We start from the raw sequence: 15,081 nt of genomic DNA on the forward strand, positions 1-15,081 counted from the left end.
CAGGAACAAGGACCTCGACAATCCTCATTCTTGCTGGTCAGAGGCACTTTCTGCATTCCTGACCACCCGTCGGACAACCCGCTTCATGAAAGCGCGAGGTTAGATCGGCGCTGAGTCTCGGGTAAATGATCTTGATCGGTGGAGTGCCCTGGCCTGCGTGTGTAGCCACAAGCCGACAAACTGCACGGCCCGCACCGGCCGGCGGCGGTTCGCGGCTTGCCCGTAGGGCGTGCCGGCTTCGCCCGACTCTCGGCTGGGGGTAGTGGCTGCACTGAGGTGATGGTCGAGTGCGCTTGGTCTCAGATGATCGTGGCGGGCACGTGGTGGGCGGTGAGGAGCTGGACGAGGGGCTCTGCCTCGTCTTCGGGTACGGCCAGGGCAGCGAGGCGGCGTGCGCGGGTGAGGGCTACGTACCAGATCCGTAGTTGCTCGTCGGTTACAGGGTCGCTGGTTGCCCAGCGGTTGACGTTGCCCGGGTCGGGGAGGAAGAGGAGAACCGCGTCTGCTTCGTCGCCTTTGACCTGGTGGACGATTGCGGCCCGCATGTCTGTGCCTGCGGTGGGTTTGGGGAGGGTGACGGCTCCGCCAGGGCGGCCTTTGAGACCTTCGGGTTCGGCTCCGGGCAGGGGTGGCCATGCCTTCATCGCCTGCCATACGTCGGCGGCCCAGTCCTTGTGGGGGGCGGGGAGTTCGTAGAGGAACGCGAAAGAGGTGCGGTGCAGGCGGCTGAGGGGGAGGCCGAGGTTGCTGCAGATCCTGTCGGGGCTGCTGGTCTCCTGAGGGAACCAGTATCCCAGCAGGATGCGTGCGGCGGCCGTACAGGCCCGGGTGAGCTGGCTGCTGTCTACTCCGGGGGTGTGCACGACGCTGTGGGCCCAGGCGAGGGTGCTCAGGGCGTTGGCGCCGGGCCGTTCGCGGGTTACACCGGGCAGTGTGGCGTAGCGGTGCGCTGTCAGCAGGCAGTCTTCCGGGAGGACGCCGTGCTGCGCGGCGTGGGCGCGGAAGGCATCGACGACGGTCCGCCCACTGCCCGCGTGCTGGTGCTGGCTGCCTCTCGCAGCGAACCGGGTGGGGAGAACGGCGACCGGGATGGTGTCCTGCCGTACGACGGAGGTGTCCGGCGGGCGGCGACCGGCGCGCAGGGTGCTGGCGAGCTTGCAGATCACGGGGGAGCTGCGCCGGTTGCCGGTGAGGCGGACCGTGGTGGCACCGATGTGTGTGGTGAAGGCTTCCAGCGCTTTGGGTTCGGCTCCACGCCAGGCGTAGATCGCCTGGTCAGGATCACCGACGAGGACCAGTGGTAGTCCGGCGTCGTGCAGGAGCCCGAGGATCGCCAGGTCAGCGGCCGAGCAGTCCTGTGCCTCGTCGACGACGACCTCGGCGAACCGGGAGAGCAGGGGAGGCACTAGCCACTGGGCCTTGACGGGTGTCCGCAGGTGCCACAGAGCCCGGCAGCGTGCCTCGTGGCCGGTGTAGTAGCCGCGCCCGCACCAGTCGTTTCGGGCGGCGAAGACGGCCTCCTGCCACGTATTGCGGTTGTAGCGGCTTTCAGCGAGTGTCCGTTCGGCATCGGACTCCACGAGATCCCAGGCCACCCGTTCGCTGACACGGCCGTTGGTGACGTCGATGGCCAGCGGGAACTGGCCGAGCACCATGGTGCGGTCAAGGCTGATGGGTGCTTTGACGGCCCCCCAGGACTCCAGGAGCCGAGGTGCCGGGTCGGCCGGCCGCAGGGGTTTGACCAGGAATTCCCACACGAACGAGTCGAAGGTCCCGATGAAGTGCGGAGCGTGCACAAGATCGCTGCGCCCTGCCTGGCGGCAGCGCCGCGCGATCTGGTCGCGGGCTACTCGTGTGAAGGAGATCAGTGCCCGACCCGCGCGCAGCGGCGTGGGCGGGGACTCCAAGTGCCGGGTAGCGACGACGTGCGTTTTCCCTGCTCCGGGGCATGCGGGCACATACGCAGGCGCGCGGACACCGACTGCGGCTGCTTGCTGGCCCGCAGCAGCGGCCTGGAGTTGACCCAGCGCCCGCCTGAGTTCTTCGGCGGCAGGCTCCTCGGCCTCGGCCTCGGCTGCGGTCACTGCTGGTCGGCCTGGTCGGCCTGCTCCGCCGCGGCCATGGGGGTCCCTTGTGGGGCGTCGGCGCACAGGAAGAGGATGGCGTCGGCGAGGTAGTCGGGAACGGCGAACGGTACGGCGCTGTCGTCGAGGACGTCGGCGAGTTCCTGGGCGAAGACGCCCTTGGAGATCGTGGTGCCTTGCGGATGCTGCCCGCTCTCGTCCGGGGTCCGCTTGTCTTTGTCCACGAACAGTTCACCGAACGCCTCGGCGGGGTCGGCGCTGGCCACCACGGTGTCCCACCGCTTCTGGGACTTCGGGGCGCACCGCAGGAAGGCAGCGCGCAGGGCTTCCCGGTTGGTGGCGGACCACAGGGCGGGCTCCAGGGTGCGCGGTGCGACAGCCAGGTGCATCTCGCCCGGAGACCCCCATTGCTGGGGAAGCGCGCGCAAGATGGCGAGTCTGTCGGGTTCGGGTTCGCCCGGGGCGACGTCGGTGTCGGTGATGGCGGCGACCTTCCGGCCGAGACACACTCCGGCGACCGGGGCCAGCAGCACCCTCAGGTACACCTCGAATCCCACCCCGTCGACGATCACCCGCGTGGTGCCGAAGAACCGCTCGATGGCCTCGAACGCGGCCTGCCGCTGCTCGGGCGTGGGGTCTTCGGGCGCGGCCAGGACCCGCTTGGCCAGCGCAGGCAGGAGCAGCAGCTCGGAGATCCCCTCGACCAGGAACGCGCGGGGCGAGAACAGCAGAGCGCTCTTGGTGGCGTCCAGGTAGCGGTCGAGATGCCGGATCTGGCGCCGGTCCAGCCCCAATTGTGGGACGGGCAGCGGCCGGGCCTGCCATGCGCCCGGCGCCGGCGTGGGGCACCGGGTCATGACGACGAGGTTGTCGACACTTGCAGCCGCGGACAGGATGGGTGAGTGGGTGGTCACCACGATCTGCAGGTGCCCGGCGGGCTGGGAAGGGTCCTCGACTGTGCGGCTGCGCGACTGTTTCGCGCGACGCTGCAAATAGCGCAACAGCAGGGTCTGCAGTTGCGGGTGAAGATGTGCTTCCGGCTCCTCCACCAGCAGCACAGTCAAATCGGCCTCGGCGGCCGCGTCCAGTTCGGCCATGACCGTGGCGATGAACAGCGTGTTCGCGTACCCCAGGCCCGAAGCCGCCAGAGGGGCCGCAGCCGCGCCGGCGTCACCCAGCAGCACACGCAAAGACCTGGCGATCGAAGAGAAGGTCGGCTCGGCCAGGGCCAGGTCACTCGCCTGAGGGTGCGCCCCCGCTGTCAGATCGCCCAGCGGAGCATTGATCTTGTCGCGCACAGCGGTGACATCGGAGTCGTCAGCGACCTCCTTGAGCCGGCCGCCGACGCGCTCGATGAACTCCTCCACACGCTTTTCGTCCCCCAGCAGGCCGCGCAGGATCATCCTCACCTGGTCCCCGCCCGCCGAGGCCAGTTCCCGCTCGGCATCCCGAAGCGCCGACAGGTACACATGCCGCACGCCGCCACGCATCGCAGGCTCACCCGTGACCGGCTGCGATGCCCCCTGGGCCCAGGCGCTGCTGCCCCGCCGTCCACTGCCCTGCGGCGGCGTGTAGGACACCTGCCACCGCGCCCGGCGCCGGTCGGTGGGCCCGGCCTCGTGGACGAGGGCTTCGAGGTAGGCACCGCTCTGGCCGGACGTGATGTCCTCGACATCCAACTGCAGGCTGGGACCGGGCATCTCCGCCGTGGCCGACCGCAGGACGTCGCTCTCCTCGAAGTACCGTGACCGCCGGCCGTCCAGCGGATCGGTGAGGAGCCGTAGCGCTTCGATGACCGTCGACTTGCCTGCGTTGTTCTCACCGACCAGGACCGTGACGTCCTCCCGCAGCGGGACGAGGGCACGCTCGCAGGAACGGAAGCGCTCGATCAGCACCTCTGACACGTACACGCCGCTGTCCCCCCGGACCGGTCGGACCGCCCTCGCGCAGAAGCCAGCGGCGGATCACAGTGCCGGGACTCCTCCGGCACTGACAGCGCTGCGTGCCCGACGGGACAAGACACTAGTTCAGCGGCATGCGGGCGGCGGCCCCACGCACGAGACGACTGGTACCCATGACGTAGGCAGGGGACCAGCGTTCGGCCCTGCTCCAGTCCCACTTTGCTCAGCACCGGCGGTGCATACGCACCCCCCGCCGGTTCTCCAGCCGGTGTACGGGGCGCAGATTCGCCCAGATTCCGGCGTCAGGCTGCGGCCCGCCGGGCCTGGCGCTTTCTGGCTGTGACCGGCAGCCGGAGGAGTTCTGCGAGGGGCCGCCCGGTGTCGGCCCACTGGTGCAGCAAGGCGCGGTCGATCCAGCAGATGCCGTGCCGGTCACCCCAGGCTTTGGCGTCGCGGGTGAGGGAGCCGTTGGTGACCACGACGGCGATGTCGGCGCGATGGACCGGCCGGGCGGTTCCGTTGACCTGGTACATCACGTGGGAGCCGACCTTCGCGGCGACAGTGGTGTGCTTGGCCTGGACAACGATCCGCCCGTGGAAGGGGTGTTCCGCGATGACGTCGGCACACTGGTCGCCTGCCTGGCCGACCCTGCGGGCCCAGGTGCACCCGTCGCGGAGCATCAAGTCGCGCAGGGCGAACTCGAAGGCCTGGTCGTCCATCGCGTCGATGGCGCCCATACTCAGCCGCAGGATGGCCAGGCGCCGGGCGTGTTCCCGGCGGGCTGCTGCCCGCCTGTTCCGCCAGAGGACAGACGCTCCTGCAGCGGCGGCGAGGAAAACGACCAGCACGGGCCAGGCCCCCACCAGCCATTGCCCCGCGGACGCCGCCGCCTGCAGCACCCACAGCAGGCACGCGACGGCGATGACGCCCGCGGCGATCTGCTCAACCGGAGTCTTGGGAGCACGGCGGCGCAGCCACCGCCCGGCCCGCCGTCGGTTCACCGGTGGCCTGCCCCAACCGGTGCGGACACCGTCACTGACGGGGCGGGGGCGGGGGTGGCGCCCTGCGAGGAGCCGCCGAGGTGCCCCCAGGCCCATAACGCCGCCACGACGACAGCGCCGGTGATCCAGGGACTGGTCTTTTTCACGGCAGTACCGGGGTTACGCCTTATGTGGGCGCGAACAGTGTGAAATCCGGGCTCCGGCATGGGGGTTCAACCTTGTCTGCTGCGCGGGGCCGCGGGTGCCGCCCCCGTCCGTACTGGGTCTACCGGTGGCCTCTGACAGACCCCTGGGGGGTACGCGCAGATTCAGGCCAGGCGTAACCGCCCTCCCCAGCCCGGTCGTCCTTCCCTCACCATGTCTGTGACCTGGCCTGCCAGGACGCATCCGGTCCAGTGCCGACTCGCGCCCCTCGCACGGCTGCGCGGCAGCGCCGGGAAGAGCATCGGGTTGTGACCTGCCCGGACACCGCCAGGCACACCCATCACAGCAGTTGTCGTGATTTCGCCGTTCAGTGCACCTATGAGAAAAGCGTCCGTGGAACGGTGACGGGCGCCGGGACCCCGGGGCTAGGCCGGTTCGTTTGGATCACTTCTGCTGGCCGAGATTGTCGTTGATAATGTCCATGTGACAAAATTCCATGTGACAAACCGCATGAGCGCTATGACCTCGGCCTTTGGCGTCCTTGTCAGCGTGGTACCGGTCGTTTTGGGCGTTCGTGAGTACCGTTCTGGCGCGTCGGTACTCTGGCTCGTGGCTGGAGCCGTGATCCACCTCAGCGCTTGGTACACGCTCGTGCGGGACGTGCGGCGGCTTCGCACTGGGCCAACCGCCTGACAGCGGTGCTGTTCCAACCCGCCCCGCCAGTCGTTGTTCGTGTGTGCCGTTGACTGACGCGCAGTGGGCGCGAATCGAGCCGTTACTCCCGGATCGGACACCGCGGCAGGGTGGCCGGTGGCGGGATCACCGAGAAGTGATCGACGCGATCGCCTGGAAGTTCCAGACGGGATCGCAGTGGATCCACCTGCCAGAGAGGTACGGCAACTGGCGAGGCGTCTACAACCGGCTGCGGATGTGGGCCGTCGACGGCACGTGGGAGCGGGTGTTCACCACGCTGGTCGCTCAGGCCGACGCCGACGACGACCTCAACTGGGCCGTCTCGGTGGACTCCACCATCGTGCGCGCACACCAGCATGCGGCGGGGGCCCGCAAAAAGGGGCTCCAGCAGGCGAACCGGCAGACCACGCCATCGGCCGGTCCCGGGGCGGACTGACCACAAAGATCCATCTCGCCTCTGATGCCCACTGCCGGCCGCTGGCCTTCGTGCTCACCGCCGGACAGGCTGGTGACGCACCCGCCTTCGCTCACGTCATGGCTCGCCTGCGCGTTCCTCGACGGCGAGGACGGCCCCGCACCAGGCCGGATGTGGTCCTGGCCGATAAGGCGTACTCTTCCCGCGCGATCCGCGAGCACCTACGCAAGCGCGGTATCCGGGCGGTCATTCCCGTTCCAGCCGATCAGCGGGGCCACCGGCTGCGGCGAGGCAGCCGGGGCGGCAGGCCGCCCGCCTTCGACCGCGAGGCATACAAGCAGCGCAACACCGTCGAACGCTGCATCAACCGCTTGAAGCAGTGGCGGGGTATCGCCACCCGTTACGAGAAGACCGCGACCATCTACCTGGCCGGACTCCACATCGCAGGCATCTTCCTCTGGTCAGCGCGGTGATCCAAACGAAACTGCCTAGCTGACTCGATGGCCGTCGTAGAGGCAATGGCGCGAGCGCTGTGGGACGGACAGACGTCCCGGCACGGCAAGCAGACCCCGACCCGGCCGGAAACCCTGGAGGCTGCCCGTGCCGGGGTTCATCTCGCCGCCACTCTGATGCAGTGGTTTGTCTCGGGCGCGGTGACGCGGAACCCCTGACCGCTCTTGACGACGCGGTCCTGCCGAGGGCCGACCGTGATGTGAACGTGGGAGGTGCCCGCACACCGTGGTGTGCGGGCACCTCCCGTTCCCTGCATCAGCTACGCGTCGATGGCGGCGGCAGGTTGCGAAGGGCGTTGCTGCGCTTGCGCTGTTTTATCCGCAGCCGCCGCCAGGTGACGGTCCAGGTGGCGATGTCAGCGATGCCGCACGTCTCCAGGAAGCGGACCATGGTCGCCTCCTTGGGCAGGTTCGCGGCGTTGAGCATGTCGCAGATCGTGCTGCGCCGCAGCTGGCCACCGCTGGCGTCGGCCAGCTGCCGCAGGGACGGCTCGCCGGCCCAGACCAGGACGTCGTTGAGCTTCTCCACGAATTCGCCCGATGTGGCGCACTCGATGGGGTCGGGCTCGCGACCGCGGATTACCCTGGCCGCGCTGAGCTGGCGGCGTGCCCGCTGTCCCTCCCATACCGTGCGGAGCAGTTCGATTTCCGCCTGCTCGGCACCGAGGATCAGCGCGGTGTGCATGACAGTGCGCCACGGGAATCCTGCGTCCATGCTGAGCATTCGCTGGACGCCGGACGGACTCAGAGGGGCGCCGCAGTCCTTGAGCTTGAGCGCGATCTCGGCCGGGGTGAGGCCGGACCGGACTCGCATGAAGGTCAGCAGCACGTGAGGTGCAGTCAGCCGCATCAGCTCGGAATCGGAGTAGCGGGAGTCGAGCTGCCGCAGCAGCTGCTGGCTCATCGCCACATTCCGCTGGGTGGCAGGCAGGTTGCTGCCCATCAGCCGGCGTCCCGGCCCGGCATGCGGTGCAGGGCGCCCCCGCCCCTGATGATGGACGTGGCCGCGTCGACCGCGACACCGAGCAGGAGCGCGGCCAGGAGCGCGGCCATCACCTCGGCGGCGAAGCCGAGGAAGGCCATCGTGGCCAGCAGGATGGCCGCCAGGGCGGCCATCTGCAGACGGGTGGTGCGGGTGAAGCCGAAGCCGGCCACGGGCTGGTCGTTGACGACGCAGCCACCCCCGCCGGCCAGGCCGGGCAGTGGGTGTGACGAACTGGCCTTGCGGAAAGAGGACATATGTACACCTTCGGACTAAGTGCCTGAACCAGGGCGGGGTTTGGCGACCCCAGCGAGCGGAAGGACTCTCGCCAGATAACACTCTGGTCCGGTCCGATGCTGAATACAAGCCGCTTCAGAACGGTCGGAATTCGGTGTCTACTACATGCGATGCGTGCCGGGATGCAGGGGCTCAGTGATGTCGGTGGGAGGAGGTACGATGACTAACTTTCACCTCAGCGAAGCCCGCCGGATGCATTTGCATGATCGCAGGTCCGGGGGTGTCCGGTGCCATCCGAAACTGTCCGGAAAAACGGTCCGGGGTACGAATGGCACACTGATGCGGGAACGCCATGAGCAGGCAAGATGTCGATTATGTACAGGCCCGCTGTCCGGTGGTGTCCGAACTGGTTGGTCGGGAACCTCGAAATGCCGACACTCACTGATGACTCAAGTCCTTGAACCAGGGCGAAGTCGATCAAGGGGGCGTCGTTGGCGCGGCTCCCCCAATATGTGACGCAGACCACTGCGTCACGGGAGGGTCCGCGCTCACGGGTGCGGGCCCTTCGGCGTGTCCAGGGTGAAAGCGACTACCAACCTCAAATCGGGTGAGAAGCAGCCCCGCCAGCGCGCAGCGGCCGGTCGGGCCGACAGGTCGGGCACGGGGCGGTGTCGTCGCGCTCGAGGACGGCGCGGGCCTGGCCGGTGGTGGCGGGGCGGGAGAGGTCGCGGACGGCGCGGCAGTCGCCGCGGTGCACGATGCGGGCCGGGCCGCGCTGGAGGCCGAAGTAGGCGGGTTCCTCGATCCGCCAGGCCGGGGTGGCGCCGTACCGCTCGGTCGGCACCTGGTCGTACGCCTGGCCCTCGATCGGCTCGCAGACGTCGGCAGGCGCCCGGAAGTCCACCGCGGCGGGCAGCGCCTGGAGCCGGTCCCGGTCGTGGCCCTGGCCGGGCAGGTGGATCTGCAGATCGAACCACCAGCTGCCGTCGGCCTCCCGCCGCCGGCCCTTGGCCACGGCGTAGAGGTGCTGCCCGTCGGGGAGCGTGACCTTCACCAGCGGGCCGTCGGCCCGCGGCAGCTCCCTCTCCGCACCCTCGCTCACTGTTCTAATCTAGTTCGATTCCATGGACGGACTGACCCGTTCCTCGAGTTCGCGCCGGCTGTCCTGTGACCGTGAACCTTGACCGTTTGCCACTGAACTTGACTGCACGATGGCGGCGTTGGGACTGGCAGGGCCGCATGTTCAGGTGTCGCGTATTCGCGAGCAGTCCGACGTGTTGGTCACCTTGGGAGGCGGCTCAGCCAATGTGGCTGCGACCTGATCGAAGACCCGGCCGTGGTGCGCGATCACGTCGCCGAGGGGTGCGCTTTTCGCATGTCCTCAGGTCATGTCACGGCCGTTCGGGCGACCGCGACTCGTCTCTCTGCCTCGTCTCCGATGAGGGCAGCCTGCGTGGTATTACGCTCCCTGCATGCCAGAGCCGTTCCCGAATGCTACGCAAGCTACCCGCCTCGCAATCGAGTTCCTGACGCCGTATGTTGCGGCGGACAGCAACGGAAAGTGGGAAGAGGCAGCCTCGTACATCGCAGAGAGGCTCACCGGCCCCGATGCCCTTGAGCCCATCCATGTGATCAGGGGGCAGCTCTACTTGAACGAACTTCTTCTCCTTTCGCTCGCCAAGGCGAACAGTGCCGAGGACCTCCGGGCTTGGGCGGGGGAGTGGCTGCGCACCCACTCCCCTCGGCTCCCCGAGTAGCCGCGGGACAGCGTCCGTGACTGGTGACGTTGCTTGATCGTCGCGGTACGACGGCATCATGCGGTACAGCCTCGGCTCGGATTCCGCCCCGCTTCGTCACTTGCTAACTCTCCGGAGCCCGAATGCCCCCTTCGCGTCGGCTGGGCCTCCTCCCAGGATCCGTTGGGCAGCTGATTCCGACGACATCCCGTCAATCACCGCCAAGATCAAAGTCCCAAATCCGACGAAAGTGCTCGCATAAAAAAAGACGATTCCCCAACTGCGGTAACTTTCGAGGTTGAATGCGATCATCCCCGATGCGACGTAAGCGGAGCAAATAAGCATAAGGAATACCACTTGAATCCCTAGAATACTGAGATAGCGACGCTTGTGCATGATGTCGTTGTATGCCAGCTTGACTCCTTCGCCTTGTAGGGTCTCGTTCAGCTTATTCTGCAATGTCTCGATGTAGACCCCGAGTGCCAACGCGTCACCGAACAGCTGCATCATGAAGGCCAGGATGATGCACAATGCTGGAGGCGCAGCCAGCAGTATCACTTTCCCGTCGCCATCTTTGGAGATGCCCGCCACTGCGGCCAGGATCAAAACGCCCAGCAGTCCAAACTGCCCAAAGCTTGTATTTTTGGCCTGAATTGCCGTTGCTGTTTGCTTCACTTCTTCAATTAGCATGTTCTCTTGTTTGCTAGTGAGTGTCATAAGTCATCGATACCCGACTAAGGGCGATAGGCGAAGGGAGTGCACGTAGTTCCCTCCGACGGATGCACGTTCGCACGTTTCAGGAATGCCGAGTAAGCGAGTGGCTGTGAGTGGTCGCGTGCGGCGTATCGTCTCCAGGTCCCTCCGGCTTCGGTGACCAGCCGAGTGGCGGTCTTGACGTGATAGCCGAGGGCCTTCGCGATGACAGGGGCCAAGGCCTGGAGGACAAGCTGACGGATGGCGGTCCTGCCGTGCTGTGGAGGGACACCGATCTCGCGCAGGTGGGCCTGCAGGCTGACCGGGCTCATCGGCTGCCCTGACTGACGGCCGGGGAGGAGCCGTCTTGGCGGCCGCCGACTGGATCGAGTGGCATGGCGGGGGATCGGACGCCTGGACCTGACCGGGCCTGCACGGATGGGGGCCGGGTGCGGCGGCTGCGGGACGGACACGCGCGCCAGGAAGGCGCCGTGGGGAAGTAGTCGGCGATTCGGGGGGCTTCCGAAACAGGCGGTGACCTGGACTTCTACGGCCGTCGGACGTTGGTCCCGATGGGACCAGGAGCGCGACCCGGTTCGGTCGGTCGGCCATGGGCCGGTCGCGGCACCCGCGCTGGATTCCCAGCCCCAGCGGCCCGGTCCCCTCCGCAGCGCTGGAGGGGGCCGGGCCGCCGACGTCGGCCGAAAGACGCCGTTCCGACCAATGGCACGGGCCCAAGCTCCGGCTGGCAGGACGTCAGGAGCTCCATCCGCGCCGCGCCCACACCGAGCAACCGCCCGGGGCGGTTGCTCGGATGCTTGCACCGCAACCGGTCTGGAACGGTATGGAAGGGTGTGGAACTGGTGAAGTCGGGCGCCGTGGAACTCCGACCCGGGTCCCCGCCACGGTGGACCGGGGCGCGGCCAGGCGCCTGCTCACCGCCGGACGGCAGGCGCCTGGGGCGGGGTCAGGGGGCGGGGGTGTAGGTGATGTCCTGGTCGGGGCAGGCGCTGGCGAGGCGGTCCAGGGCGTCGCGTTCGGCCGGGTCGATAGTCAGGTCCCAGGTGAGTTTCACGCTGATCCAGTCGGCGGTGTAGCGGCAGGTGGCGTCGGGGGCCGGGGGCATCCAGGTGGCCGGGTCCTGGTCGGACTTCTGGCGGTTGGAGCGGGCGGTGACAGCAACCAGGTGACGTGGGTCGTCCAGGTAGTTGGCGTAGGCGACGCGGCGGGCTTTGGTCCAGGCCGAGGCGCCGGAGTCCCAGCTTTCGGCGAGTGGGACGAGGTGGTCGATGTCGAGTGCGCCGGCTTGGTCGACGGTGGTGTCGTCGTACCAGGAGTACCAGGTGCCGCCGGTCAGGGTGCAGGTGCCGGTGACGGTCGGCGCGGTGACGGCTTCGTCGAGGAGGACTTCCTTGCGGGTGTTGCAGCCGTCGCGGTCGGCGTCGATCCAGCCGCCGAAGGACGACTCGCGGTTGTAGCCGGTGCGGTCCTCGGCGGCGACCGGGAGGGCGGCGATGGCCTGGTGGAGGGCGACGGTGCGCTCACTGTCAGCCTGGGCGGCGGCGCGGGCGGGGACGGTGGCGGAGGCGAGTGCGAGGGTCAGCAGCAGGGCGGCGCCGGCTGCCCGCAGCGTGCGGGGAAGGTTCATGAGGGGGGCGTGTCCTGCCAAAACGGTTCCGCATGCACGAGGTTGCCGAGGTTCACCCAGGTGGCTGTCCCCGGGAACTGCGGCCGGACCGCAGGCGGCAGAGCGCGGCTGCGGCACGGCCGATCGCAGCCGCCCGAAGCGGTTACGCCACAGGTTGCGCGGCAGGCTGCTCCGGTGGTTTCGGTGGGGGTTTCGCCGGTGGTTGCACGGTGGGTTTCATCGCCCTCGTACGGCCGCCGCTGCATCCGCCCTGGCCGGAGCGGGTCCGGCGGGTGCATGGTGCCTCACTGTCCGGCCCGAGCCACCCGCTGCTGCGGGTGGGCGCATTCCGCCTCCCGTTCGACGGCGCGCGTGACGGCGTGGCCGGCCCCCAGCGCGCGGAGGGGGTCGTCGCGCAGGTCCGCGAGCCTCCGCTGGCGCTGCGGCTCGCCTCCCGGGTGGTCACGGAGATCCAGATAGCGTGTGAGCAGGGTGAGTTCGTGGTCCGGGCCGAGGGCGCGCTGCGTGTCGCCCCGCAGGGAGCGGAAGCTCTCGACGGATCCGGGCCCGGCCGACACGCCGAGCCTCGCGGCCAGGACGCGCAAGGGCAGGCAGACCGCGGCCTTCCGGCCATGGCGGGCGATGACCGCGGCGAGCACTTCCTGGCAGACCTGGCGGGCGTCCGCCTCGGCCCCGTCCTCGTACAGGACCTGCGCGTAGACGGTCTTGATCCTCAGCTTGTTTTTTATGGTTTGTGAGCTTTGAGTTGATTACGTTCGGCGATGCTTTCAGGGCGTCTGGTTGATTTGCCCACGCCGTAGCGGGTGGCCAATCGTTGGTTCTTCGAGCCGATTGGGCGTCCTGGGCCGGGAGTTGAGGGTTTGGGCGCACGGGCCGGGCTGTGCAGGTGAGGGCGGAGGTTCCTGAACCCTCGGCGGACACGGGCCGGGGTGAGCCGGGCGGGTTCGGCCCGCTTCTCCCAGGGGCGGCGGAGATCGGCTGCGGCCTCGCGGGTGAGCCGGAGCTGGGTATGCGCTGCGATCACGAGCCACGTCCACCGGTCCGCGGCCTCGGGGCTGCGGAGCCTGGGACGGGTCCAGCCGAGCGTCTGCTTTACGAAACGGAAAGTATGTTCAAGATCGAAGCGCCTCAAGAACGCTTGCCACCGCAGGTCGACGTCGTCGCTGGTCATGCCGGTCTTGGAGGACCACAGCCAGACGGGCAGCGGGTCGCCGCCGCCGGGCAGATGGTCCACCGTCAGGCGGATCAGGGTGCCCTCGATGACGGGAAGTTCGCCGTCGTGGCCGATCCATGCGGAGCGAGTGGTGAGCCGGGGGTGGATACGATCCCAGGCCATCGCCTTCGCGGTGCCGTAGCGGTCGGTGACCTGCCCGGTCTCCGAGTCGGGCTCGCCCCACGTGTCCGGCTTGGCGAAACGGAACTCTTTGCCGTGCTTTGGCGGTCGCCCGCCCTGGGGATAGGACAGGGCGTACTCCTTGAGCGTGGGCGTTGGCCGTCGCATCACCCGGTCCGAACGCATGCGTCCCAGGACCTCGACGGGGAGGCCGTCGAGGAGGTAGGCCATGCGCGGGGCGTCGTAGCCGGCGTCGAAGACGACCAGGATGTCGTTGTCACCGGCTTCCCACTGCCCCTGGCCGATCAGGTCGGTGACCACACGGCGGACCTGGGCCGCGGTGACCTCGGCGACATCATCGTCGGGGCCGAGCCGGACCGCGTCGAGTAATTGGCACCACGACGTGCGTCCCGTCTCCAGGGCCGCGACGAACGAGTACGGCCAGCCCGGAATGAACTGGTCCGAGGAGCGTCCCGAGCGGCCGTAGACGTGACAGAACAGGCGGTCCGGGCTGGTCGGCGCGTCGGGCCGCAGCCACGCGGAGACATCGACGGCCAGGACCAGACGCCCGTCGGCGGCCTTGGGCTGCGGCAGCACGGCCAGCGCCTTGCGCAGCCTGTCGACGTCGATGCGACCGTGGTTGAGCGCGTCGTACAACGCGCCGTGCCCACGCCGGTGCTCGGCCAGCAGCGTCAGATCGACCGGCGAAGCCACCGGGCCGTCGTCGCAGAGCATCGCGTCGCACAGCTCGAACAGGGCGTCACCGCGCCGGGGCAGACATGCGTAGAGGTCCTCCCGAAAGTGGGACGTGAAGTCGAACGCCTCGTCCCGGGCATCGCGGTACAGCAGACTCATCCCCTGGCGGTCTTGGTTCCGATGGACTTGGTGGACGGCACGCAGGATCGCGCCAAGACCGCCGTCCGCGCACACGAACTCCCAGGTGAGTGACAATGTTCGGGACGTCGTTCGACCCGTCGCGGGCCTATGCGAAGTCGGTGTAGGCGAGGTGGGCTGCGCAGACCCGGCATCGGAAGAGATACGCCGTCGCCTCACCGTCCTTGTCCAGCGAGCCAAGGAAGTGCTCCACCTGCTCCGACGGCCAGCCCCAGCCGTTCGCCTCCCGCCGCAGCATCGCCAGCGCCTCGGGGTAAGCCGCGAGTTCGGCGGACCCGGCCGGGCCCAGGAACTCGGCACCGTCGGCGCAGTGGAAGAACCACTGGGGTTCCTGCCACGCGATGAAGCCCGGACTGCGCCGGTCGACCGCTTCGAAGACCTCCAAGGGCACGTCGTCGCCCAGGCACGTTCCTGAAGTGAAGTGGGCGTCGAACCGTTCGGCGGCGCTGCCGCCCGCGATGCACCACGGGCACAGCCGGCCCCCGAGCTCGTCGGCAGCGTAAACCGGGCCCCTGTAAACATACCCACGCTCCCGCCCGCAGCAGATACAGGCCGTGCCAGAAGGCACGATCACGCCCGTGACGACGGGGTCAGGGTGATACGGGAACTCCGGGAGCAGCTCAGTCACAGCCCACAACCGTAGCAATCGGTACGAACGGTCAGCGGTGCAGGTCCCGGACCATAAAGAACAAGCTCAGTGCCTGTTTGTAAAGCTGCCGGGCGCGTGCCCGGCTCAGGATTCGAACGGGGGATTGAGAGGGCGTGCATCGCGAAGTTGCTGGTCGCCGGTCTGGCGTGAGGGGCTGGT

The 15,081-nt window shown here is 68.3% G+C and carries 13 protein-coding genes; 3 read left to right on the forward strand and 10 right to left on the reverse strand.

The features are described from left to right. Nucleotides 1–299 precede the first annotated feature (299 nt). From NFU81_RS31990 to NFU81_RS32000, 3 genes are all read right to left on the reverse strand, one after another. A complete protein-coding gene (locus NFU81_RS31990; protein ID WP_308208342.1) occupies nt 300–2,150 on the reverse strand; it encodes a UvrD-helicase domain-containing protein in 1,851 nt (616 codons plus the stop codon). Further along, the gene (locus tag NFU81_RS31995; RefSeq protein ID WP_251497913.1) at nt 2,081–3,979 is read right to left on the reverse strand and encodes an ATP-dependent nuclease; all 1,899 of its coding nucleotides are present in this window, start codon (nt 3,977–3,979) and stop codon (nt 2,081–2,083) included. The genes NFU81_RS31990 and NFU81_RS31995 overlap by 70 nt, the downstream gene beginning before the upstream one ends. 308 nt (nt 3,980–4,287) lie before the next feature. Next, a complete protein-coding gene (locus NFU81_RS32000) occupies nt 4,288–4,986 on the reverse strand; it encodes a restriction endonuclease (protein WP_251497917.1) in 699 nt (232 codons plus the stop codon). Nucleotides 4,987–5,866: 880 nt separating this feature from the next. On the opposite strand from NFU81_RS32000, the gene NFU81_RS32005 reads away from it, so the two are divergent. Beyond that, nucleotides 5,867–6,711 (forward strand): IS5 family transposase gene (locus NFU81_RS32005; RefSeq protein WP_422665343.1). Its coding sequence is split into 2 segments (ribosomal slippage): nt 5,867–6,209 and nt 6,209–6,711, totalling 846 coding nucleotides; the frame shifts between segments, so codons are not numbered across the junction. A 295-nt stretch (nt 6,712–7,006) separates the two neighbouring features. Here NFU81_RS32005 and NFU81_RS32010 read toward each other — a convergent pair. The 3 genes from NFU81_RS32010 to NFU81_RS32020 form a co-directional block, all read right to left on the reverse strand. Then, the gene (locus tag NFU81_RS32010; protein ID WP_251497923.1) at nt 7,007–7,693 is read right to left on the reverse strand and encodes a hypothetical protein; all 687 of its coding nucleotides are present in this window, start codon (nt 7,691–7,693) and stop codon (nt 7,007–7,009) included. Then, a complete protein-coding gene (locus tag NFU81_RS32015) occupies nt 7,693–7,989 on the reverse strand; it encodes a hypothetical protein (protein ID WP_251497926.1) in 297 nt (98 codons plus the stop codon). Before NFU81_RS32015 ends, NFU81_RS32010 begins: the two co-directional genes overlap by 1 nt. A gap of 578 nt (nt 7,990–8,567) precedes the next feature. Further along, nucleotides 8,568–9,071, reverse strand: a complete 504-nt coding sequence (locus NFU81_RS32020; protein ID WP_251497928.1) for a DUF6233 domain-containing protein — start codon at nt 9,069–9,071, stop codon at nt 8,568–8,570. Between the two features lie 370 nt (nt 9,072–9,441). On the opposite strand from NFU81_RS32020, the gene NFU81_RS32025 reads away from it, so the two are divergent. Next, on the forward strand, nt 9,442–9,726 hold the full coding sequence (locus NFU81_RS32025; protein WP_251497931.1) for a hypothetical protein: 285 nt from the start codon (nt 9,442–9,444) through the stop codon (nt 9,724–9,726). 96 nt (nt 9,727–9,822) lie between these two features. On the opposite strand, the gene NFU81_RS32030 is transcribed toward NFU81_RS32025, so the two are convergent. After that, on the reverse strand, nt 9,823–10,422 hold the full coding sequence (locus tag NFU81_RS32030) for a hypothetical protein (protein WP_251497934.1): 600 nt from the start codon (nt 10,420–10,422) through the stop codon (nt 9,823–9,825). A 943-nt stretch (nt 10,423–11,365) separates the two neighbouring features. Next, entirely contained in the window at nt 11,366–12,046 is a 681-nt protein-coding gene (locus NFU81_RS32035) for an HNH endonuclease family protein (protein ID WP_251497936.1), read from the reverse strand. Between the two features lie 209 nt (nt 12,047–12,255). Between NFU81_RS32035 and NFU81_RS32040 the strand changes: the two genes are divergently transcribed. Continuing rightward, nucleotides 12,256–12,783: a hypothetical protein gene (locus NFU81_RS32040; RefSeq protein WP_251497939.1), complete on the forward strand. Its 528-nt coding sequence runs from the start codon at nt 12,256–12,258 to the stop codon at nt 12,781–12,783. On the opposite strand, the gene NFU81_RS32045 is transcribed toward NFU81_RS32040, so the two are convergent. Both NFU81_RS32045 and NFU81_RS32050 read right to left on the reverse strand, forming a co-directional pair. Further along, complete coding sequence (locus NFU81_RS32045; RefSeq protein ID WP_251497942.1) at nt 12,771–14,234, reverse strand: NF041680 family putative transposase; 1,464 nt, start codon at nt 14,232–14,234, stop codon at nt 12,771–12,773. The genes NFU81_RS32040 and NFU81_RS32045 overlap by 13 nt on opposite strands. Before the next feature lie 127 nt (nt 14,235–14,361). Then, entirely contained in the window at nt 14,362–14,901 is a 540-nt protein-coding gene (locus NFU81_RS32050) for a CbrC family protein (protein ID WP_251497947.1), read from the reverse strand. Between the last annotated feature and the right edge of the window lie 180 nt (nt 14,902–15,081).

The organism is Actinacidiphila cocklensis, assembly GCF_907177275.1.
Lineage (GTDB): Bacteria > Actinomycetota > Actinomycetes > Streptomycetales > Streptomycetaceae > Actinacidiphila > Actinacidiphila cocklensis.